The organism is Parabacteroides sp. Y3-G-102, assembly GCF_023656845.1.
In the GTDB taxonomy this organism is placed as follows: domain Bacteria; phylum Bacteroidota; class Bacteroidia; order Bacteroidales; family Tannerellaceae; genus Parabacteroides; species Parabacteroides distasonis.
The window spans coordinates 195,366-217,993 of record NZ_JAMOKU010000001.1 but is presented as its reverse complement, the minus strand read 5'-3'; the positions used below and the strand labels follow the sequence as shown (position 1 = coordinate 217,993).

Sequence of the window (22,628 nt, the reverse complement as noted above, 5' to 3'; positions counted from 1 at the left end):
GTGTTATTTCCAGTCGCTGAACTCAAAACTTAATTGTTCCCAACGGTCTTTCGTATGAGGCTCCTCTTTTACGGGATTGGATACGGATAGGCCGATCAGTCGGATGGGATGCTCGGTATATTCCACTTCTTTCAGTAATTCCTTGGCCAAGGGAAGGATCTTATCTAAGGTTGTTAACTCTTCCGGACGGCTGAGGCTTCTCGTGATTTGGTTGAAATCGTGGAACTTGACCTTTAAGGTCAGTGTGTTTCCCTTGAATCCGGAACGTTCCAGCCTGCCGATAAGTTCGGTCGCTACGTGATAAAGCTCGATGATAACAGAGGATTTGCGGGAGATATCTTTTTCTAGCGTATGCTCGCAACCTACCGACTTCCGGATTCGTACCGCTTCTACGGGACGGTTGTCTATACCTCTGGCAAACTCATAATAAAGTATTCCCGCCTTTCCGAACTGGCGGGTAAGCATCTCCCCCGAACATTCCCGTAATTGCAGCCCGTTGTGGATACCGAGTGTATGCATTTTCCGGGCTGTTACGGGGCCTACTCCCCAAAAGGACTCAATGGGAAGATGTGCTATGAAATCGAGGGCTTGGCTTGGATGGATGGTGCATAATCCATTGGGCTTCCGATAATCCGAGGCTATTTTCGCTAGAAATTTGTTGTAGGAGACTCCCGCTGACGCTATCAGGTTCAAATTATCCCAGATCCGTTTCTTGATCTCCTTGGCGATATCTACAGCGAGAGAGATGCCTCGTTTATTATCAGTGACATCCAAAAAGGCTTCATCCAAGGAAAGCGGTTCTATGATATCCGTATAATCATGGAAGATCTCGTGGATCTGGCGTGAGACGGATTTATATACGTCCATCCTTCCATGTACGAATATCAGGTCCGGGCATAAACGTTTGGCTTTTTGAGACGCCATGGCGGAACGTACCCCATATTTCCGGGCTTCGTAGCTAGCGGCAGCTACTACGCCTCGCTGCTCCGCATGCCCGACCGCTAGGGGTTTTCCTCGCAACTCCGGATTGTCTCGTTGTTCCACCGAGGCATAAAAGGCATCCATATCGATATGTATGATCTTTCTCAAGATAGCTCTTTTATTACTGGTATTTACGATAACCCTTCGTCTGTTTATGAAGCCGATAACCGCATTATAAGATCTCTACGGAGTTAATGACGATATTCTCGGTCGGACGATCTTGCTTGTTGGTCTTGGAGGACTGTATGGCGTCTACGACATCCATGCCTTCTACCACTTCGCCGTAAACCGTGTATTGATTGTCGAGGAACGGTACGCCACCTTCGTTCTTGTAAGCCTCACGGAGTTCCGGGTTTAACTTTACCTCGTCTTTCCGCTTCTCGGCCTCCAGCTCGGTCTTGCCAATCAAGGTATCACGAAGGATCGCCAGTTCTTCCTTGTTGCCACTGCGATAGAATTCCATGATCTTAGGCTTGTTCTCGTTTTGCAGGCGGGCGAATATCTCTTGTTTCAGACGGCCTTCCAGTTGCTTTTCCATCTGGTTCAACTCTTGTTCCGAATACTTTTTCCCCGTTACGATATAGAATTGGGAGGCGGAAGAGGCCTTTTCCGGGTTCACTTCGTCTCCGGTACGTGCGGCGCAAAGGGCTCCTTTCTTATGGAAATATTTCGGGTAACGGAATTCGGCGGGAACGGTATAGCCCAGATCGCCCGCTCCCAGTTGCTTGTTCATCGGGGCATCCTTGGAAGTTACGTCACCTCCTTGTATCATGAAATCCTTGATCACACGGTGGAACAACAAGCCGTTATATTGCCCTTCTTTTACCAACTTGATAAAGTTATCACGATGTAATGGCGTGTCGTTATATAATTTCAGCTTTATATCTCCTTTGTTGGTGTGCATAAGCACCCTTGTCTCAGTTGCTTGATTTTCCATTTTATACTTATTTTTCTATGAGTTTCATTGACTTGATCTTTATGTTCTTCGTGGGTCTGTCATCGGCGTTCGTCTCGACGAACTGTATCTTATCCACGACTTTCATACCCTGTATAACCTCTCCGAACACCGTATAGTTCCCGTCCAGATGAGGCGTTCCGCCTTCCAGCATATAGGCTTCTTTTTGCTCCGGAGTAAACTCGATGCCTTTCTCCTTGGTCATCTTATCTAACTCCATCTCCGTAAAGAACTTTCCGGTCACGATATAGAATTGAGTCGCAGATGAGGCCTTCTCAGGATTTTCCTCATCCGGGGTACGTGCGGCACAGAGCATTCCCCGCTTATGGAAATATTTCGGATACACGAACTCGGCGGGGATGGTATAATCTAAATCTCCGTCGCCCAGATGCGCATCCAAAGGAGCGTCTTTCGAGTTGATATCGCCTCCTTGTATCATGAATTGCTTGATAACCCGATGGAACAATAATCCATCGTAACGGTGTTCTTTTACGTTCTTGATAAAATTATCCCTGTGCAACGGCGTGTCGTTGAACAGTTTCACCTTGATCTTACCCATATCCGTATCAATCAGCACCAATGTCTCAGTCTCTTGCGCATGCAGCGGGCATAGCGAAAGCATAAATACCGAAACAAACAACATCGTAAGAATCCGTCTCATATTTATTTCTATTAGTTTTAGATGGACAAAAATAAGAATAAATATCGATATCTATGATCAAAGGAATAGGTCTAAACATGATTTCTTTGGTAGGAAACCGTAATAGCGTTACAAACATCTGTAATATATGCACATCGTTTTATGTTGAATCTAGGTAATTTTGTCATAGAAATTTAAAACTCTAAATTCAATATACTATGAGAGCAAGTATCTTAGCTATTTTAATTTTAGGGGGGATTGTCTTAAACATAAAGGCTCAGTTTTCTTATAATGAAAAGGGTCAAGCCATCCCTCCTGCATCACAACCTTTCGGCAAAGAGGCTTTTGAGCCAACCGGGCATACGGTTATACGCTGGTTGGGGAACGCTGGCTTTCTGATTAATAGCCGTGGTACGTGTTTGATGGTCGATCCTATGTTGAGGGGATTTGATATGCCTTTGTTAATAAATATGCCGATCGCCCCTAAAGATGTTCCCCATTTGGATGCGGTATTGATTACTCATTGCGACAATGATCATTACAGTGTTCCTACTTGTACGGAAATGTCTTCTGTATGCCGGGAATATCATTCTACATTCTACGTGGATTCTTTGATGGAAACACAGGGTTTGAACTCTTTCGGACATCGTATCGGGGAGACTTTTAATGTCGGTCCGATTTCTATCAAGTTAACCCCGGCTTACCATACGTGGCAAAATGAGTATCCGGGATATACGCGTGAATTTAAGGTTGAAGATTATTGTGGTTTCCTCATGAAAACACCGGATGGCTTAATTTGGGCACCGGGAGATTCCCGCTTTCTTCCTGAGTTCTTGGAATTACCTGCCCCGGACGTGATTTTCTTTGATTTCTCGGATGATTCATGGCATATAGGATTGGAGGGAGCCATAAAGATCGCAAATGCTTATCCTAAAGCGCAGCTTCTCCTGTCTCATTGGGGAACGGTGGATGCTCCCAATATGAAACCATTTAATGCTGACCCTAAAATGCTAGAAGGGCGTATCCGTAATCCGGAACGTGTTCATGTCTTAGCCCCGGGAGAAGCTTTTGACCTTGTAGCTCTCAGCTCTAGCGAGGGTGAACAATGTGCCGAAACCTTGATTTTCCCTGCCGACGCAAAGGCTTCGTCGGAGTATAATACGGGGGATGTCTATGTCTCCTTGTTGAAGGAGTCAGGTAATACGATGATCGCACATTTTATATTCAAACCTTACAGTCGTAATTTCTGGCATTACCATCCGGATGCCGAGCAAACCTTGTTAGTACTTGATGGAGAAGGATATTATCAAGAGGAAGGAGGAGAGAAACGTGTGATCCGGAAAGGCGATGTGATCGTGACACCTCCTAATGTACGCCATTGGAATGGGGCGACACCGGGTAGCTCTATCGTATGTATGACCATTACGGAACATGCGATCGAGAATCATGCCGTACAACTTCGGGCTGTGACGGATAAGGAGTATAATTGACAGGTTCGGATGACAGGCTGGTGGAAACCTATTAATTGGCCGCTCTATATTCATTAGGCGTACAGCCTGCCATTTTTTTAAACCATCGACTGAAGTGCTGCGGATAAGGAAATCCTAACTCGCAGGAGATCTCGCTGATTGTCTTTTTAGTATTGTACACTCGTTCCTTGGCAATCTCCAGTGTTTTTTGCTGGATGTGTTTCAATGCCGATAAGCCAGTTTCCTTTTTCAGCAAATCGCTCAAATAGTTAGGGGACAAACAGAGTTTCTCCGCGCAATAGGGTACGGACGGTATCCCATATAGGGCTGGTTTTCCTGAATTGAAGTATTCGTTTAATAATGCCTCGAATCGGGCAAATGTGTCTTGGTTCGTATTCTCACGTGTGATGAACTGGCGGTCATAGAAACGTGTGCAATAATCCAAGAATAGCTTTATATTATCTGTTATCAATGATTTACTGTGCTTATCAATAGGGTATTGCAGTTCTTCCTTTATCCTTTCCATGCATTCGATCACCGTTTTGCGCTCTTGTCCCGAAAGGTGAAGGGCCTCATTCGCATAGTAAGAGAAGTAGGAGTAGTCCCTCATGATATGGGCCAATGGCGTTCCTCGTAAAAGCTCGGGGTGGAATACCAATACCCATCCTTCCGGTTGGTGTAATAATCCATCGTCTTCCGAACCCAATACTTGGCCCGGGGCAAGAAAGAGCATCGCTCCCTTTTGATAGTCGTATATACTTCGTCCATATTTCAGTTGCCCGCAGTCCGTGTCTTTCAGCAATATAGCATAAAGGTTATATAGCTTTCTGCAAAAGCGCAGGGGCTTTGCTTCACGTCCGTCGATAACGCTGACTAATGGATGTCTGGTTTCTATGCCGAAATAATCGTTGTATTGTTGTACTGTGTTGATATTCATTATCTCATTCATGGCTTAATCTCTTTAGTTTTCGCAAATGTACTTCTTTTCCTATGTTTTTGTCTTCCGAGCGATGAAATTGGTATATCTATCCGTATTTTTGGTACATGTCCGGATGTCGGAACATGGTATTTTTGCGACAAATAGATTATTTATTAAAAGATCATAAGTTATGAGAAAGTACAATGGAATAAATCGTCGGGGATTTTTAAGGTCGGCGATGCTGTCGGGAGCCGCGATGTGTGTTTCTTCTATATCCAATGAAATGGTAGCTAATGAGAGCCGGGATAAGCAAGAGCCCTTGGCTTTAGGTAGTAAGGTCGCGGCTGGAATTAGCGCAAAACGAACCTTGGGAAGCGGTACGGCTTCCATGGTCGTATCGGCTATTGGCTTCGGTTGTATGGGATTGAATTATCATCGCAGCCAGCATCCCGGCAAGAAGCAAGTAATCGCTTTGGTACATGAGGCCATCGATCGTGGCGTTACTTTGTTCGACACGGCAGAGAGCTATGGTTATCAAACGAATGAACGATTAGTTGGCGAAGCGTTGAAAGGTTATTCGGACCGGGTATTTGTAACTACTAAATTTGGGCATAAGTTTGTGGATGGCGTACAAATCAAGACAGAGGAAGATAGTTCTCCCAACAATATACGTAAGGTATGTGAGAATTCGCTTCGCAACCTTGGAGTAGAAACTCTCGGTATGTTTTACCAGCATCGTGCGGACCCGAACACTCCGATTGAGGTCGTCGCTGAGACTGTGAACGAATTGATCAGAGAAGGCAAGGTATTACATTTCGGGCTTTGTGAGGTGAATGCCGATACCATCCGCCGTGCCCATAGGATCTGCCCTGTTACGGCTATACAGAGTGAATACCATTTGATGCATCGTGCCGTGGAGGATAGCATATTGCCGTTGTGTGAGGAACTGGGTATTGGCTTTGTTCCTTATAGTCCGATAAATCGAGGCTTTTTGGGAGGCTTGATTAACGAGTATACTCGGTTTGATCCGGAAAACGACAATCGTCAAGATTTACCTCGTTTCCAACCGGAAGCTATCCGTGCCAATATGCGGATCGTGGAAGTGCTGAATGCTTTTGGGAGGACACGGGGGATCACGCCCGCGCAAGTTGCCTTGGCATGGTTAATGAATAAGAAACCTTGGATTGTAGCTATACCGGGGACTACGAAGCTGTCTCATCTGGAGGAGAATTTACGTGCTGCGGATATCATTTTCACCGCCGGTGAGATGAGGGAATTGGAGGATGCGGTTTCCGCTATCCCTGTAGTGGGAAGCCGTTATAACGCGTTACAAGAATCAAAAGTACAGAAATAGATTTAGCTATCGGAAATATGAGACCTGTTTTTATACTTAGTATCATTCTTTTGCTTGTTGGATGTAAACAGCGAGATGAGCGTGTCCTGATGGTGGATGAGCAAGGCAGCTTCGCTATTGGAGGTACGGTCTTGGTTGACTCATTAGGGCATACTTATCATGGCGACCATGCGTACGTATTTTATCAAAAGCCGGTCGGAGCGAGGAAATACCCATTGGTATTCGCCCATGGTGTAGGGCAGTTTTCTAAGACATGGGAAACCACACCCGACGGGCGTGAGGGCTTCCAGAATATTTTCTTACGTTGCGGGTTTAGTGTCTATCTTGTCGATCAGCCTCGTAGAGGGAACGCCGGTAGAGGTACGGAGAGCGTGACAATTTCCCCGGCGTTTGACGAGGAGGTTTGGTTTAACCGTTTTCGTGTAGGTATCTGGCCGGATTATTTTGAAGGAGTACAGTTTAAGCGGGATAAGGAAACCTTGGACCAATATTTTCGTCAAATGACGCCGACTATTGGCACGACGGATTTTGAGGTCTATTCGGATGCCTACGCCGCTTTGTTCGACAAGATAGGCCCGGGCGTATTTATTACCCATTCGCAAGGCGGGCCCGTTGGATGGAATACATTGCTTAAGACGAGAAACATTAAGGCTATCGCGTCATACGAACCGGGTGGAGCGGTTCCTTTTCCGGAAGGGCAATTGCCGGAGGAGGCTAAGTTTATTACGCTTTCCAAGAAAATGGAAGGCATTGAAGTACCTATGTCCGTATTCATGGAATATACCAAGGTCCCTATCGTCATTTATTATGGAGATAATTTACCCGAGACTGATGAGCGTCCGGAGTTATATGAATGGACACGCCGTTTGTACTTGATGAAGATATGGGCAAAAATGCTGAATGATCTGGGTGGGGATGTCACCGTTATTCATTTACCGGAGGTAGGATTACATGGCAATACCCATTTCCCTATGTCGGATTTAAATAATATAGAGGTCGCGGATTTGCTTTCTGAATGGTTACATACAAAAGCTTTGGACTAGGTCTTTTGGGTAATGGAAATATATATAGTATCGTTTTCATTAGGAGGTATTGATCTTTTCACAGAGGTGAAAAGATCGTATCACCCCCGTGAAAAGATCGTTTCACAGAGGTGAAAAGATCGCTTCACAAGGGTGATACGATAAAAGTCTTAGGCCACGGCTGTTACTTCCTGCTGAGGAATCAGCCATAAAAGCCTTATAATCAGAATAATTTGCTTGGATACTCGCCTGCGTCTACCAAGGCTTGGATCTTATCCACAACACCTTGACGATCCGCCGCGTAAGTTACGCCGAACCATTTGGAGGTTGTATCCAATACTTTCACACGGGCTGTTCCTTCCGTGATCAATTTATTTACCATCAACGGGATGAAATATTCACTCTTTAAATTACCCATATTGGCTTTTAGGAACTCCTTGAAATATTCCTCGGAATACTCGAAATAATCGGGAGTGAAACCCCACATATTCATGGATACCGGCGTGTTTTCTTCCAATACGACCTTCTTTCCGTTCTCGTCTACAAACTGGATATCTCCGTCGATACGTTCGATAGCGGTACGCTCCACGACGCCTGTCAGATAACCTTCCTCGTTCGTGGCGCAAACACCACGTGCCACGGAACCGCTCTCGCTCAACGTATTACCTACACGGTAGCCTACCATGCAATAATCATTCTTCTTGCCATCCATCTCAGACAATTGCTTGCCTAATACGGCGAAGCTGTCACGTCCGTAGAAATCATCGGCGTTGATTACGGCGAAAGGCTCATTGATAACCTTCTTGCCCATCAATACGGCATGGTTGGTTCCCCACGGTTTCTCACGTCCCTCCGGGCAAGTGAAGCCCTCCGGAAGATCGTTCAAGTCTTGGAATACGACTTCAACCGGGATATGGTTCTCATATTTGGAGATGATTTTCTCACGGAAGTCTTTCTCGAAAGATTTGCGGATAACGAATACAAGTTTACCGAACCCGCCACGAATAGCATCGAAAATAGAATAGTCCATGATGGTCTCGCCATTGGGACCTAGGCCGTCCAATTGTTTTAATCCTCCATAACGACTACCCATTCCGGCTGCCAATACAAATAATGTAGGTTTCATAATGCGTTTCTTTAATGTGTTTTTTAATTCTTCGGGCAAAGTTAATAATTATAGAAACATTGCCATGTTATTGTCCGTCTTTTTATAAAACTTCTAATACGACGATCGACATGGGAGGAAGGCTGACGCTTAACTTTCCCTTTTCCACCTTGGCTCCCTTGAAAACTTCCGGCTTGACCTTCTCCGGCGAATCGAATGTGTTATAGTCGTTTATGGAGGACGCTGTCAGGATACGCCCGTTCACGCTCTTTATCGTTACGTTTTGCAGGTCGATATGGATGTTCTCGCTTTGCCGGGGATCTACGTTTGCCAACGAGATATGGATTTTACCCTGCGAGTCCCGGGATGCGGAGGCGCTTACGACCGGCACTTCCCGGTTGTCTCTTACTTTCTCCTTGTCGCAGATTAGATCCATCGGCAAAAAGGTAGCGTCTTGATGAACCTTGTACATCTCGAACACATGGTAAGTAGGCGTAAGCACCATGTCCTTGCCTTTCGTGAGGATCATGGACTGCAATACATTGACAATCTGTGCGATGTTGGTCATTTTCACCCGGTCCGTATATTTGTGGAAGACATGTAGGGTAAGAGCGGCCACGAAAGCGTCGCGCATCGTGTTTTGCTGGAACAGATGGCCGGGGATCGTACCGGGTTCCACATCCCACCAAGTGCCCCATTCGTCTACCATGAGGGCTATATTTTTCTTCGGGTCGTATTTATCCATGATAGCGATATGCTTTTTAACGACATCCTCTATCTCAAGGCATTTTCCTAAGGTCCAGTAATAATCCTCCGTGTTGAAATCGGTAGCGGAGCCTTTATTGTTCCAATCTCCTACTGTATAATAATGTAAAGAGATACCATCCATGCGTCCGCCGATTTGTTTCATCAGCGTCTCGGTCCAGTTGTAATCATAATCGCTGGCACCGCTGGCGATCTTGAACAAGACATTGCTATCATAGTTACGGCAATACGTAGAGTAACGACGGTAAAGGTCGGAATAATATTCCGGTCGCATACTGCCCCCGCATCCCCAACTCTCGTTCCCAACGCCGAAAAACTTGACTTTCCATGCCTTATCCCGGCCATTTTTCCGGCGTAGGTTGGCCATTGGGCTGTCTCCTTCCGAGGTCATGTATTCCACCCATTTAGCCATTTCCTCAACCGTACCGCTTCCCACGTTTCCGCTGATGTAAGGCTCACAACCTAATAACTCACATAGATTCAAGAACTCATGGGTTCCGAAACTATTATCCTCAATCGTCCCTCCCCAGTTATTATTCACCATTTTCGGGCGATTCTCCTTGGGGCCGATTCCATCCATCCAATGATATTCGTCGGCGAAGCAACCGCCCGGCCAACGTAAGTTCGGGATTTGTAGTTTCTTCAACGCGTTCAAGACATCCGTACGGTATCCTTGGGTATTAGGGATGTCGGACTCCGGCCCCACCCATAAGCCACCGTAGATACAACTCCCTAGATGTTCGGCGAATTGCCCGTAAATATGTTTACTGATCTGTTGGTTACCTTGCTCCGGATAAATACGGATATTCGCGTCTCGCTGAGCGAATAAGGGAAGGGCGATAAATGCCCAAACGCTGATTATTAGTTTCTTCATGATATAAATGATTTGTTGGCAAAGATACACTTATTCTTGAATACATGAATCCTTTTATCGTTCGAAAAACACGTACGTGTTTTCGGAAAAAGTCGTACATGTTTTAAAAGAAACACGTACATGTTTTTCTTTTGTGTATTTATCGTATCTTTGTAAGGTTTTAAGGCAAAAGACTAAACAAAATGAGAAAGAGAAAAATGTTTCCGTTTTTAGCGGCTGGGATAGTCGCTTTAGCGAGTTGTAACACTCCTCAGAAAGAGGTAGTGAAGATCGCTGCTATTAATCCTGCGAATATGGATACCACGGTTGCCGCAGGCACGGATTTTTATGAATACGCTTGTGGTGGATGGATAAAGAATAATCCATTGAAACCGGAATACGCTCGTTTCGGAACTTTCGACCAATTACTAGAGAATAACCAAGAGCAACTCCGGGTGTTGATCGAGGAACTTAGCGCTACGCCCCATGAGGCGGGCAGTGTCGCCGGGAAGATCGGCGCTTTGTATGCGATGGGATTGGATAGCACGAAGTTGAATGCCGATGGAGTGGCTCCTATCAAAGAGGAACTGGCCGCTATCAATGCGCTGGCAACGAAATCGGATGTCTCTAAGATGGTGGCTACGCTTCATAAGGAAGGCATGGCTCCGTTCTTCGCTTTGTTCGTGGACGCTGACGAGAAGAATAGTGCCATGAATATCGTCCAGCTGTATCAGGCTGGTATCGGAATGGGCGATCGGGATTATTATTTGTTGGAAGATGAAGGCTCCGCCAAGATGCGTGATGCTTACAGGGCTTATATAAATAAATTATTTACATTGGCCGGCTCAAGTCCGGAGCAAGCGGATGCGGCGGTGGATGCCGTGATGAAAATAGAGAAGGCTATCGCCGAGATCTCTTATGGCCGTGAGGATTTGCGTGACTCCCAGAAAAACTATAATAAATTGCCTTACGAGGATTTCAAGAAAATAGAGTCTCCGTTGGATTGGGATGTATATTTTGAATCCATGGGATTAGCCGGGCTGAAAGAGTTGGACGCGAAGCAAATCAACTTCTATAAGGATATGAGTGAGGCTTTGCGGAATACGACGGTCGATGAGCAAAAATATTATTTGGCGTTTAATTTATTGAGCGCGGCGGCTCCGTACCTAAGTGATGATTTTGTAGACGCTGATTTTGAGTTCTATGGAAAGGTAATGTCCGGAAAGCAGGAACAACAACCTCGTTGGAAGCGTTCGTTGAATACAGTAAACGGTGCGTTGGGCGAGGCTGTCGGCGAGATGTATGTAGAGAAATACTTCCCGGCTTCTTCCAAGGAAAAGATGTTAACGCTGGTGGGTAATTTGCAGACCGCTTTGAGCGAGCGGATCAACGGCTTGGAATGGATGAGCGATACGACTAAGGCGAAAGCGCAAGAGAAATTGGCCGCTTTTACGGTGAAAATAGGTTATCCGGACAAATGGCGTGATTATAGTGGTTTGGAGATCAAGGACGATTCTTATTGGGCGAATGTTCGCCGTTCTAACATCTTCGATATGGCCTATCAATTGGCGGACGTGGATAAGCCGGTCGATAAGTCTCGTTGGCATATGAATCCGCAGACCGTGAACGCTTATTACAATCCGACTACGAATGAGATCTGTTTCCCGGCCGCGATCCTTCAGCCTCCATTCTTTAATCCGGATGCCGACGACGCGGTGAACTATGGCGCTATCGGCGTGGTAATCGGCCATGAGATGACGCATGGATTCGATGATCAGGGACGTAACTACGATAAGGATGGTAATTTGATCGATTGGTGGACTGCCGAGGATGCTGTCCGTTTCACGGAGCGTGCTGATAAATTGGTTGATCAATATGACCAGATTATCGTAATAGATACGCTTCATGCCAACGGACGTTTTACGTTGGGTGAGAATATCGCCGACCACGGAGGTTTGTTGGTCGCTCACCAAGCTTATTTGAATAGCTTGAAGGGCAAAGAGACTCCGGCCCCGATCGATGGCTTCACGAATGAGCAACGTTTCTTCTTGGGGTATGCGACGTTGTGGGGACAAAATATCCGTCCCGAGGAGATCCGTCGTCGTACCAAGATCGACCCGCATTCATTGGGAAAATGGCGTGTGAACGCTGCCTTGCGTAATATCGCCCCGTTCTATGCCGCTTTTGACATTAAAGAGGGCGATCCGATGTTTATGGCTCCGGCTGATCGGGTGGTTATCTGGTAATCCAAATACAGAGTTTATATAAGTGAGGGAAGTATGTCACGTCAAAAAGGCATACTTCCCTTTTTTCGTTTATCCCGATTTGGCGGTCTGATGCACTTTTCTTATTTTTGTTTGATTAAGAACGTTATACATGAAAATTTTATACCATGCGAAACTATATATCAATCGCCTTACTTCTCTTGGCATCTTCTGTTTTTGCGTATGATCCTCCCACGATGGGATGGAGCTCATGGAATACCTATCGAGTGAATATCAGCGACAAACTGATAATGAAACAAGCTGATGCGATGTCGCGGAATGGCTTGAAAGAGGTTGGATATAAATATATCAATATTGATGACGGGTATTTTGGGGGACGGGATGCGAGCGGGGAGTTAATCACTCATCCGGTCCGTTTTCCGAATGGCTTGAGGCAGACGGTAGATCATATCCATGCGTTAGGGTTTAAGGCGGGTATTTATTCCGATGCGGGCCGGAATACTTGCGGCTCCTTTTGGGATAAGGATTCTTTAGGGATCAATGTCGGCTTTTATGGGCACGATCGTCAGGACGCAGACTACTTCTTTAAGGAAATAGGATTCGATTTTATTAAGATCGACTTTTGTGGCGGCGATGCCAAACAGAATTTCGATCAATTAGGTCTGGATGAGCAAGAGCGATACACGGCGATCCATAATGCGATACTAGCTACCAGCCGTAAAGATGTGCGTATGAATGTATGTCGTTGGGATTTTCCCGGTACGTGGGTGCATGACGTTGCCTTCTCATGGCGTATCTCGCAAGATATAAATCCTAGCTGGGAGTCCGTGAAGAATATTATCCGGCAGAATCTATATTTGTCCGCTTATGCGAGCGAAGGAAAATATAATGATATGGATATGCTTGAGATCGGCCGTGGAATGAGTGAGGAAGAAGATAAAACTCATTTTGGAATGTGGTGTATCATGAGTTCCCCTTTATTGATTGGCTGTGATCTGACTACCATCTCTGAGAAATCTTTGCGGCTACTGAAAAACGAGGAACTGATAGCGTTAAATCAAGACGTACTAGGCTTGCAAGCTTATGTCGTTAAGCAAATGGATGGAGTGTATATCTTGACAAAGGATCTGGAAGAAGTGAATGGGAATACATGCGCTGTTGCCGTCTATAATTCTACGGATGAGGAACGGACTATTCATCTGGATTTTGCCGATTTCTATTTGCGGGGCGACGTGAGTGTACGGGACTTATTTGAAAGGAGAGATCTTGGAAAGTACAAGGATCGGGATTTTTCCGTAACCATACCTGCGCATGGGACACGTATTTTCCGTCTGGATGGACCGGAAAGGGGAGAACGGACGGTTTATGAGGCGGAATGTGCTTGGTTGCAAGACTATCAAGAAATAAAAAATCACAAAGCGTTTGGAACGGCGATTTATGAGGATGACGGGAATTGCTCTGGAGGTGCGAAGGTTACGGGATTAGGTAATCGTGATAGCAATTATCTGGAATGGCATAATGTATACAGTCGTGAGGGAGGTTTATACTTGATGTCCGTGGATTATCAGTGTGCGGAGAATCGAGAATTAATTTGTCAAGTTAATGGAGTTGTCGTAAAAAATGTAGAGGCTCATCCTGCGCATGAGGTCGCTAGCGAGCAAATAGAGATCCGTTTGAAACCCGGGATGAATCGCATACGCTTATCGAATGGAAACTCATGGATGCCCGATATCGATCGTATGGTTTTACAAAAGAAGTGATGGCTACGTGCTTGAGGGAATTTTCATTCTTCTATATTCTTGAGGTGTCATTCCCGTATGCTGCCTGAAATATTTGTTGAAAAAAGACAGGTTGTTAAAGCCTAAAGAGAAAGCGATCTCTTTTACGGTTAAGTCTGTCGATCTTAATTGTGCCTTGGCATCCATCGTGATAATGGAGGAAATGATTTCCAAGGGAGTAAGTCCGATCGCTTTCTTAATAGTCGTGCAGAAATGAGGTAACGACAAATTTAATTGAGCGGCGTAAAAAGAAACGCTGTGCTCGGTGGTATAATGCTCTACGACAAGTTGGATAAACTTACGGTAAATCTCATTGGTGCGCGTACGGATTCCATTTGTCCAATGGCTATGATTTTTATATAACTCAGCCGTTCCTTGCATGAATATCGTGAGATAAGCGATGACTAGGTTTTTATTTACCATAGAATAAGACGGGGATAAGGATTGCGCACGTATCAATAAACGGTATCCGTCAATATATAATTGAGCTACAGATTCTTCCAGCGGCATGATCGGATGTTCCGTGATAACGGGAAGAAAGCTCATGGTTGATTTAATAAAATTGATGTTTGTCATAAACTCCGAAGAGAATCCGGCGAAATAGAAACGAGCGTCGTCCGATATTTCATGGAACTGGATAAAATTGCTGGGCACTAAGGTCACGAAATCATATTTGTTAATCGTATACTTCGCTAGATTGATAGAAGCCTGCACGGAACCTTCTACACAAAGGAGAAACAAACCTGCCTTTATCTTATGAGGCAGCTTGCTGTATTTGTTTAGCGTCTCTTTTGTGATACGATCTCCGACGATAAAATCGTTCGTGATATCGAATGTGAGCATTTCCTTTTCCATATCTAATCGGTAATTCGTCTCAAATATAGGAATTAATAAATACTTATTATTCAAGATAATAAAAATAGAACATAGAAACGAAAGAATGGATATTGATTCCCTAAAATTTAAGGGCGAACTTTACAAATGACTACTAATCGTAGGAAAGAGGAAACAAAAAGAATATAGTTCGTTTACTAGAAAAGTATTTTGATTATGGAAAAAGGAAGAATTGGACTAAACGCAGGAAAAGTGTGGCATGCGCTAAACGAGGTAAATGAAATATCTACGCAAGAGTTAAGCCGTAAATTGTCTTTAAGTATTGAGGACCTAGCCTTGGCTATTGGCTGGTTGGCTAGAGAAAACAATATTTATATCACAAGAAAGAATGGTTTGTTGTATGTCAGCAATGGCATCAAATCCAATATGTACTATTAGAAGGAAACAAAAAAAGGCTATCCATCACGGACAGCCAATCTTCATTGTTAACCTTAAATCTAATACCATGAAAAACACAGTGCAAATATAGAGGTTTTATGTTATGTAGCATAACGAATAGTTTGGAAATCTCATTTGCTTAACGTGATTTAACAAAATCATGTTCTAAAACATATCTTTTGAGACATAATTCATAAACACAAGCGTTACTTTTATCTATTACCACCTTTACTTGACTTTTAAATCAAGTAAAGGATGGTAATTTAAGTAATGCCTTATTCGGCTAGTAGAATGATATGTTTCGTTAAGTCATTAAACTTGATAAAATAGGTACCGGCGGAAACCTTTACATTATCACCTCCGTCAAATTTGGCGAATTGTCCTTGTTTATCGTTCCACAAACTATTGCTGCCACCGAAGCTTACGGCCCAGTCATGATCCGCACGTAATTTCAAACCGCCATCGGACGGAATCTCTATTTTCTCGCCGATCCAGATGTGCTTGTCGTAACTAGCCTGTTGTAAATCTAGATCACCACCCCAATCATTGAAGTCTCCAATCAGGGAGATTTGTTTGTATTCGGTTGTCGCTCCGGTATAAGGTTCGATGCTGTATTTGTTACCAGCCAAGTCTAACGTGATCGTATAATAGCCATCCTGCGTGAAGCCTTCGATATTACCGCTACCGCCGTCATTGCTTAATGCTCCGTCGCTGTCGTAACCCCATTGAATGCCCCAATCACCCGGGGTTTGAATGATCTTGAATGCGCTACCGGCTTTTACGAAACCCGTGTAAGTGAATAACATATTATTAACATCGTCGTCGGCGAATATACGCATCGATGGGTCGTTATTGTTCCATCCGTTGTCGAATATGTCACCCACGAAATAAACTTGGGTACGGGCGCCACTATATGGAGTGATCGCCATGTTTACCGTGTTCGAATAAAGTTCGGGAACACTGTCGTTAATAAATGCTTTAAGACGGAAGTCCACATTATAAGCTACGGTGGGATTAACCATTCCCAGATTGTTCATGGCATCATTCAGCTCGAATGTCTTGATCAAGACTTTTTCGCCGGAACCGGTAGTCGGCAGCGACTCGAATTTCTCGAATTCAGTTCCTCCTTCACAGACTTGTACGGTATACGTTACACCTGCCGCGAAACCGTAATCCGGTTGTTCACAGGTAAAAATATCGATGATACTACTGGCATTTTCCGGCATTAAAGTATATGAACTGTTATTCGGAGCATTGAGGGTAAAAGATATATTATTACCTTCTGAGTCCTTTAGGTCATTGATAACCGGATCTTTATCGTCCGTGCAGGCAGAAAAAGCACAGATGCCCGCAAACACGATGGATAATATATTGACTTTATTCATAATTGTTACTTATTAATAGGTTTTACGATTAATAACCCGGATTTTGTTTCAAGTTACTGTTTGCCACGAGTTGGGTCGAAGGAATCGGTAACAATGAGAAGTGACTGGAGATTGAAGTACCTCCCGCTGTCTCGCCTTTCCAATCCCAAGTATAATTGGAGGTGAACTTATTGTAGCGGATCAAATCCGTACGGCGTTGCGCCTCAAAATAGAACTCACGGGCCTTCTCATCAAGCACAAAATCCAAAGTAAGATCGGTTGCCGTAATTTCCGTGGCTTTCGCTCTTTTCCGTAGTTGGTTAATAGCGCTTAAAGCGGCTTGTTTATCGCCTCCTGCCCGTAATGTGGCTTCGGCGAAGGTCAGATTAGCCTCGGCTAAACGGAACAATGGGAAATCCATATCCGGGAACTGCTGATTCGGATCATGACCGATTTGTCCGGATTTCGTGATATTCTTGAATTTAGTTACAGAATAACCTTCTGTAAACTCGGTCGGCTTATTGATCTCGAATGTACGGTCTGTAGTCCAGAAAGAGGCACGTGTATCAGTTGTTTTCGATAAGTCTCCGTCAGAAGCGAACTTTTTCACCAATGCCATGCGGGCACGGTTACCACCCCATGCTTCTTTAGTCCCGAAATCAACCAGTGCGTTCATGTCACCACTGATAAAGCTGGCGATAAAGAACAATCCGGACCAAGAGCGGGTCTGTACGCCATCATAACAAATCGGCAGGATCATCTCGGGAGAGGTGTTGTTATCTGCAAGGAAATTATCTCCATAATTAGGAGCCAGAGAGAAACCGGCGTCCATGACTTTCTTTGAGTATTCAGCGGCGGCAGACCATTGAGGGGTACCTGTATATACTTCTGCGTTCAGATATAAGCGGGAAAGTAGCATCCATACGGCGGCTTGATCGGCTCGTCCATATACATTTGCACGGGGGGCCTTCATTTGTGGCTCGATTTCTTTCAACTCTTTCTCTATATAGGTATAGAGATTCGCCCGGGTAATCCGTTCGGGGACATAGGTACCGATACCCGTGTTCTCATCAACGAACGGGACATTGCCATATAAATCAATCAAATAATAATAATCCAAGGCACGGATAAAACGAACTTCAGCACGCTGTGTAAGACTTTCCTCGTCATCCTTGCCCTCTGTCTGTATTAAGAAGTTATTACACTGAGCGATTTGGATGTACAGACGGTTGAACATATTCAATACCACACCGTTCGAGGCGGTAAACTTAGCGAAGTTCAAGGGATATACATCCACGTCGCCAGACCAAGCGCAAATCGCCTCGTCCGTAGGAAGCTCATTTAGGTTGAATAGCATACGCATCAAACCCGACGCTCCCTCATCCGTGTCGGCGATATCTCCTTGTCCGTCAGGACCTTTATTTCCTGTGATGGCTAATCCCGCATAGATCTTGGCGAAATTGGCGTTCTGATCGAACTCTACGTTTAGGTTCGGATCGATAGGCGTAACATCGAGATCACCTAGGCAAGAGGTGAAGTTTACGCTAAAAACCAGCGATAAGGCCGGTATTATATATTTAAAGAATTTCGTATTCATATAGATATCCTGATTTAAAATTAGAAGTTAAGACTTACACCGAGTATACCTACCAATGGGCGAGGATATACGTTCTTATCGATACCGAAGGTCTTATCAGCTGCGTTCGCTACCTCCGGATCCAATCCTTTATATTTCGTGATAACAAAAGGATTCTGTACGGTTCCGTAGATACGTCCGCCCAATACGCCGAATAATTTGTTGAAAGAGTAACCCAACGTGATATTATCGCAGCGTAAGAAGGATGCGTTTTGTACATAATAATCGGACAATACGTTCATGTTCTGGAAATTCGTATCGAAAGCGGATAGCGGACGGTTGGATAGATAGCCTTTATTGTTAATACTACCTTCACTTAATGCCGCATTGGATGAGGCTACATTATTATATACATAGTTCCCGAGGTTGGAACGAAGTGAGAAACTGAAATCCCATGCTTTCCATACCAATTTAGAAGTAAAGCCCATCGTTACATCGGCCGCCGGTTTATGGCAGAAATAACGGTCCTCGTCATTGATCACGCCATCTCCGTTGCGGTCCACGTATAATCCTTCGATCGGATTTCCCTGTTGATCATATACCTGCTCGTATACATAGAATGAGTTCGCCGGGTGATTCACGCCTTGTGCCTGTATCATGGTCCCGGTACCACCTTCTACGGTTCCTGTCAATACGATGGATGAGGCGTCATCCTGTGCGGTTAGCTTCGTAATCTCGTTGTTGTTCCAAGCGACATTAAAGCCTAGGTCCCATTTCCAATCAGAGGTTGAGATCGCTTTAGCGTTGATGGAGAACTCAACACCTTGATTTCTCAAAGAACCGATATTGCTGACGATACGGTTCTTGAAGTTTGTTCCGGCAGGTACGTCGATCACATTGATCAAGTCCTTAGTTTCCCTGTAATAATAATCCAAGGATGAAGTGATACGGTTATCTAAGAATCCGAAGTCGAATCCGGCGTTCCAAGTAGTAGTCTCCTCCCATTTCAAGTTCGGGTTGTAACCGTCGGGACGGGCGATAGGAACAAATTGGTCGCCAAATTGATAGTAGGCTCCGTCTTGTCCTGCGAAATAAGTCGCCATATACGGGTAGTCTCCTTGCGAGATATCCTGTTGACCAGTAATACCATAACCCAAGCGTAGTTTTAAATCCGATACAGCGTCCACGTCTTTCATAAAGCCCTCTTCCTTGATCTTCCATCCTAAAGCCACGGAAGGGAACAATCCCCAACGGTTGTCTTTAGAGAAGCGGGAAGTGCCATCGTTACGTAAGGTAGCGGTGATAAGATAGCGATTCATGAATGAATAATTGACACGTCCGAAGAAAGAGATCAAATAACTTTCTGTCTTGAAAATATAAGAAGTCGGGTTATCTCCGTTCAAGTTATTGTATGCGTTCTCTGTGGAACGATGGAAATGTTGCCAAGAGTAACCAGCCATGATATCAAAATGATGCTTTTCATTGAAATCCTTAGCGTATTGCAAATAAAAATCCAATAGGTGATTGTATTTGTCGATTGTCTCATAACCTGTTTTGCCGTTATCCACGTAACCTAATGGAGATTCTTTCGGATAGTAAATGTCTTGCGTACCGGTAGCCATATCCATACCTAAATTCAAGTTTGCACGTAATTCGGGAAGGAAATGGAATTTATAATCAACTTGGATATTACCGACCAAGTTTTTAGAATTAGCCTCTTCTTTTTTCTGTTGAAGCATCGCTACCGGGTTTTTTGTAGCGATTGAGATAAATTCACCGGCATTTTCCCAAGCGAAATAACCTCCGTATTTACTGTTGCCGTTCATGACTGGTTGAGTCGGGTCGAATGCGATTGCCGCTCCGATAGCTCCCGTATCGGCGAAACGATTATTTGAGATCATTCCCTTGGCGTTGAAGTTAATATTTAAATGATCTTCGAAGAAACTGGGAGCTAGGTTTACAGATCCAGTATAACGTTCGAACTTAGAGGTTTTCAATATACCATTTTGGTTTGTATATCCGACGGATACACGATAAGGCATATTATTCAAGCCTCCGGATACCGTGATATTATGATCGGTTCCCACTGCTGTACGGAAGATCTCTTTCTGCCAATCCGTATTTTCTTTTCCTAATAACTTAACGGCGCTTGATTCCGCCCCAAAACGATCCGTTACGAAATTACGATATTCGTCAGCTCCCATAACATCGATTGATTTGGTCTTCGTGCTGATAGAAACGTTTCCATCGTACGTAACCCGTGGGCGGGAGCCTTTTTCACCTTTCTTAGTGGTGATAAGAATCACACCGTTAGAGGCACGCGAACCATAGATCGCTGTGGCGGATGCGTCTTTTAATACGGTGAATGTTGCGATATCGTTCGGGTTGATCGTACTCAACGGGTTGGATACCCCTTTGATACCGTCATTGTCGATCGGAAGTCCATCGATAACGATCAGCGGGTTGTTGCTGGCCGATAAGGAAGAACCACCACGGATGCGGATACTGGCTCCCGAACCCGGAGCTCCACCGTCAGTCGTGATATTTACACCGGCGATTTTACCGTTGATCATATCGGTTGCGGTAGTGGTCAAACCCCGGTTCATCTTATCTGGCTTAATGGCCGTCACGGAACCGGTAGCGTCATCTTTCTTCACCGTACCATAACCGATTACGACAATCTCGTCCAATACTTCCGTATCTTCTTGTAATACGACAATTAAATTACTTTGTCCTTGGTTGATAATGTCTTGTGATTTGTAGCCTATGTAAGAAATACCGATCGTACTTCCTTTAGGCGCCGAGAGCATAAAGTTACCGTCGAAATCGGTAACAGTTCCATTCGTAGTTCCTTTTTCAAGGATACTAGCCCCAATGATGGGTTCACCTTTCGCATCTTTCACGTTGCCTTTGATCGTGACGTCTTGTGCGAAAACATTGCAGGAGAGAAACAATCCTATCAAGATAGATAAGATTACTCTTGCGTCGCAAGAATACATTTTTTGTTTCATGCATTAGACAGTTTAAGATTAATACTCTATTATATTTATTGAATTTTAGCCATAGTATATGAATGCAAATGTATGTTTATCAAACCTCTCATGTTGTTAAAATGTTTGTCGATACCCCTATAAATTTACGCAAACGTTCTCGCAAACGTTTGCATTGTATGACCTAAATACATATCTTTGATTTTATAAAAAAGAGAACCATGAAAAAGCGTCAAATCACGATAAAGGATATAGCGAAAGCCTTGCATATTTCCCCGTCAACAGTCTCTCGGTCCTTGGCTGATCATCCGGATATCAGCCAAGAAACCAAGAATATAGTGAATGCTTACGCTCGTGAACATAAATATAAGCCCAATGCCTTAGCCTTGAGTTTACGGACAAATAATACGAAAACAATCGGTGTTATTTTACCGCAGATCGTACATTATTTCTTTTCTTCTGTTTTATCCGGTATAGAAGATGAGGCGGAAAAGGGAGGGTATCGTGTTATTATTTGTCAAAGTAATGAGAATTATGAGAAAGAAGTAAAAGGTGCGCAAGCTTTATTGGAAGCACGTGTTTGCGGTGTCTTGGCTTCTGTCGCTAAAACGACGACGATCTACAATCATTTTCAAGAACTAATCGATAGCGATATACCCATGGTGTTTTTCGATCGTATATGCACGGGGATCTTGACAGACCGGGTGGTCGTTGATGATTATGCCGGGGTTTGCTCCGCTGTTGAATACTTGATTCGTAGCGGTTGCCGGCGAATCGCCTTTTTCGGATCTCCTTCTCATTTAGCGATCTCTAATAATCGTAGGATGGGATATGAGGATGCTTTGCGTAAAAATGGATTACCGGTAGATAAAGAGTTAATCAAGATTTGTGATAATTATACCGAGGCGCTTCGGTTGACCCCGGAATTATTGTCGTTACCCAATCGTCCGGATGCGTTCTTCGCCGTAAATGATGAGACTGCTATAGGGGTGCTGAATGTTGTCAAGGCCAAGGGGTTGAGGATACCCGATGAGGTTTCGATTTGTGGGTTTACGAATAATAGCTTAGCGGAAGTTAGCGATCCCCTGCTGACCTCCGTGGATCAACATGGTTATGAGTTGGGAGCTATCGCTATGCGTTTGCTGATAGAACGTTTGAATGGCGTGCGTGACGGGGATCGTATCGTGAGCAAGATTATCAAGACAAATCTGGTGGTGAGACAGTCTACCCGTTAAAAAAGTGGCTTCCGAAAACGTTTGCTTTACTTCTTTGCATGAATTTGAATAGGGACGACGTCCTGTTTCGGAATAATTCCGTATGTTTGTCACCAAACAAATAAATACCTTAAAAAACATAATTC

The 22,628-nt window shown here is 44.4% G+C and carries 17 protein-coding genes; 7 read left to right on the top strand and 10 right to left on the bottom strand.

Features of this window, described 5'->3' with window-relative positions:
* Positions 1–3 precede the first annotated feature (3 nt).
* From dinB to NBH16_RS01000, 3 genes are all read right to left on the bottom strand, one after another.
* Positions 4–1,092: a DNA polymerase IV gene (dinB, locus tag NBH16_RS01010; RefSeq protein WP_081033052.1), complete on the bottom strand. Its 1,089-nt coding sequence runs from the start codon at positions 1,090–1,092 to the stop codon at positions 4–6.
* 61 nt (positions 1,093–1,153) lie between these two features.
* Entirely contained in the window at positions 1,154–1,918 is a 765-nt protein-coding gene (locus NBH16_RS01005) for a peptidylprolyl isomerase (protein WP_005867982.1), read from the bottom strand.
* Between the two features lie 7 nt (positions 1,919–1,925).
* On the bottom strand, positions 1,926–2,597 hold the full coding sequence (locus NBH16_RS01000; RefSeq protein ID WP_005867983.1) for a peptidylprolyl isomerase: 672 nt from the start codon (positions 2,595–2,597) through the stop codon (positions 1,926–1,928).
* A 197-nt stretch (positions 2,598–2,794) separates the two neighbouring features.
* Between NBH16_RS01000 and NBH16_RS00995 the strand changes: the two genes are divergently transcribed.
* Positions 2,795–4,066, top strand: coding sequence for an MBL fold metallo-hydrolase (locus NBH16_RS00995; protein WP_122369175.1), 1,272 nt, complete (start codon positions 2,795–2,797; stop codon positions 4,064–4,066).
* 31 nt (positions 4,067–4,097) lie between these two features.
* Here NBH16_RS00995 and NBH16_RS00990 read toward each other — a convergent pair whose 3' ends face one another.
* Positions 4,098–4,994 carry a helix-turn-helix domain-containing protein gene (locus NBH16_RS00990; RefSeq protein WP_005867986.1) on the bottom strand — a complete coding sequence of 299 codons (897 nt, stop codon included), beginning with the start codon at positions 4,992–4,994 and terminating at the stop codon, positions 4,098–4,100.
* Between the two features lie 160 nt (positions 4,995–5,154).
* On the opposite strand from NBH16_RS00990, the gene NBH16_RS00985 reads away from it, so the two are divergent.
* Together NBH16_RS00985 and NBH16_RS00980 are read left to right on the top strand one after the other, a co-directional pair.
* Positions 5,155–6,318: an aldo/keto reductase gene (locus tag NBH16_RS00985; RefSeq protein WP_005867987.1), complete on the top strand. Its 1,164-nt coding sequence runs from the start codon at positions 5,155–5,157 to the stop codon at positions 6,316–6,318.
* A gap of 17 nt (positions 6,319–6,335) precedes the next feature.
* Positions 6,336–7,361: an alpha/beta hydrolase gene (locus NBH16_RS00980; protein ID WP_005867989.1), complete on the top strand. Its 1,026-nt coding sequence runs from the start codon at positions 6,336–6,338 to the stop codon at positions 7,359–7,361.
* A 202-nt stretch (positions 7,362–7,563) separates the two neighbouring features.
* Here NBH16_RS00980 and NBH16_RS00975 read toward each other — a convergent pair whose 3' ends face one another.
* Together NBH16_RS00975 and NBH16_RS00970 are read right to left on the bottom strand one after the other, a co-directional pair.
* Positions 7,564–8,466: a glycosyltransferase family protein gene (locus tag NBH16_RS00975; RefSeq protein WP_005855808.1), complete on the bottom strand. Its 903-nt coding sequence runs from the start codon at positions 8,464–8,466 to the stop codon at positions 7,564–7,566.
* Between the two features lie 82 nt (positions 8,467–8,548).
* Positions 8,549–10,084, bottom strand: a complete 1,536-nt coding sequence (locus NBH16_RS00970) for an alpha-N-arabinofuranosidase (RefSeq protein ID WP_005855809.1) — start codon at positions 10,082–10,084, stop codon at positions 8,549–8,551.
* 182 nt (positions 10,085–10,266) lie between these two features.
* On the opposite strand from NBH16_RS00970, the gene NBH16_RS00965 reads away from it, so the two are divergent.
* Both NBH16_RS00965 and NBH16_RS00960 read left to right on the top strand, forming a co-directional pair.
* A complete protein-coding gene (locus NBH16_RS00965; RefSeq protein WP_195320027.1) occupies positions 10,267–12,309 on the top strand; it encodes a M13 family metallopeptidase in 2,043 nt (680 codons plus the stop codon).
* Between the two features lie 146 nt (positions 12,310–12,455).
* Positions 12,456–14,048 carry an alpha-galactosidase D gene (locus NBH16_RS00960; RefSeq protein WP_250787966.1) on the top strand — a complete coding sequence of 531 codons (1,593 nt, stop codon included), beginning with the start codon at positions 12,456–12,458 and terminating at the stop codon, positions 14,046–14,048.
* Between the two features lie 3 nt (positions 14,049–14,051).
* Here NBH16_RS00960 and NBH16_RS00955 read toward each other — a convergent pair whose 3' ends face one another.
* The gene (locus NBH16_RS00955) at positions 14,052–14,921 is read right to left on the bottom strand and encodes a helix-turn-helix domain-containing protein (protein WP_008778253.1); all 870 of its coding nucleotides are present in this window, start codon (positions 14,919–14,921) and stop codon (positions 14,052–14,054) included.
* Positions 14,922–15,116: 195 nt separating this feature from the next.
* Here NBH16_RS00955 and NBH16_RS00950 point away from each other — a divergent pair, with 195 nt between their 5' ends.
* Positions 15,117–15,338 carry a winged helix-turn-helix domain-containing protein gene (locus NBH16_RS00950; protein WP_005855817.1) on the top strand — a complete coding sequence of 74 codons (222 nt, stop codon included), beginning with the start codon at positions 15,117–15,119 and terminating at the stop codon, positions 15,336–15,338.
* Positions 15,339–15,613: 275 nt separating this feature from the next.
* Here the strand turns inward: NBH16_RS00950 and NBH16_RS00945 are convergent, their stop codons facing one another.
* From NBH16_RS00945 to NBH16_RS00935, 3 genes are read right to left on the bottom strand one after another with little or no spacing between them, the layout of a single operon-like run.
* Entirely contained in the window at positions 15,614–16,723 is a 1,110-nt protein-coding gene (locus tag NBH16_RS00945; protein ID WP_005855818.1) for a SusE domain-containing protein, read from the bottom strand.
* 28 nt (positions 16,724–16,751) lie between these two features.
* A complete protein-coding gene (locus NBH16_RS00940; protein ID WP_121772569.1) occupies positions 16,752–18,299 on the bottom strand; it encodes a RagB/SusD family nutrient uptake outer membrane protein in 1,548 nt (515 codons plus the stop codon).
* Positions 18,300–18,319: 20 nt separating this feature from the next.
* Positions 18,320–21,289: a SusC/RagA family TonB-linked outer membrane protein gene (locus NBH16_RS00935; RefSeq protein ID WP_011966504.1), complete on the bottom strand. Its 2,970-nt coding sequence runs from the start codon at positions 21,287–21,289 to the stop codon at positions 18,320–18,322.
* Positions 21,290–21,489: 200 nt separating this feature from the next.
* Between NBH16_RS00935 and NBH16_RS00930 the strand changes: the two genes are divergently transcribed.
* Positions 21,490–22,503: a LacI family DNA-binding transcriptional regulator gene (locus NBH16_RS00930; RefSeq protein ID WP_005855821.1), complete on the top strand. Its 1,014-nt coding sequence runs from the start codon at positions 21,490–21,492 to the stop codon at positions 22,501–22,503.
* Positions 22,504–22,628 lie beyond the last annotated feature (125 nt).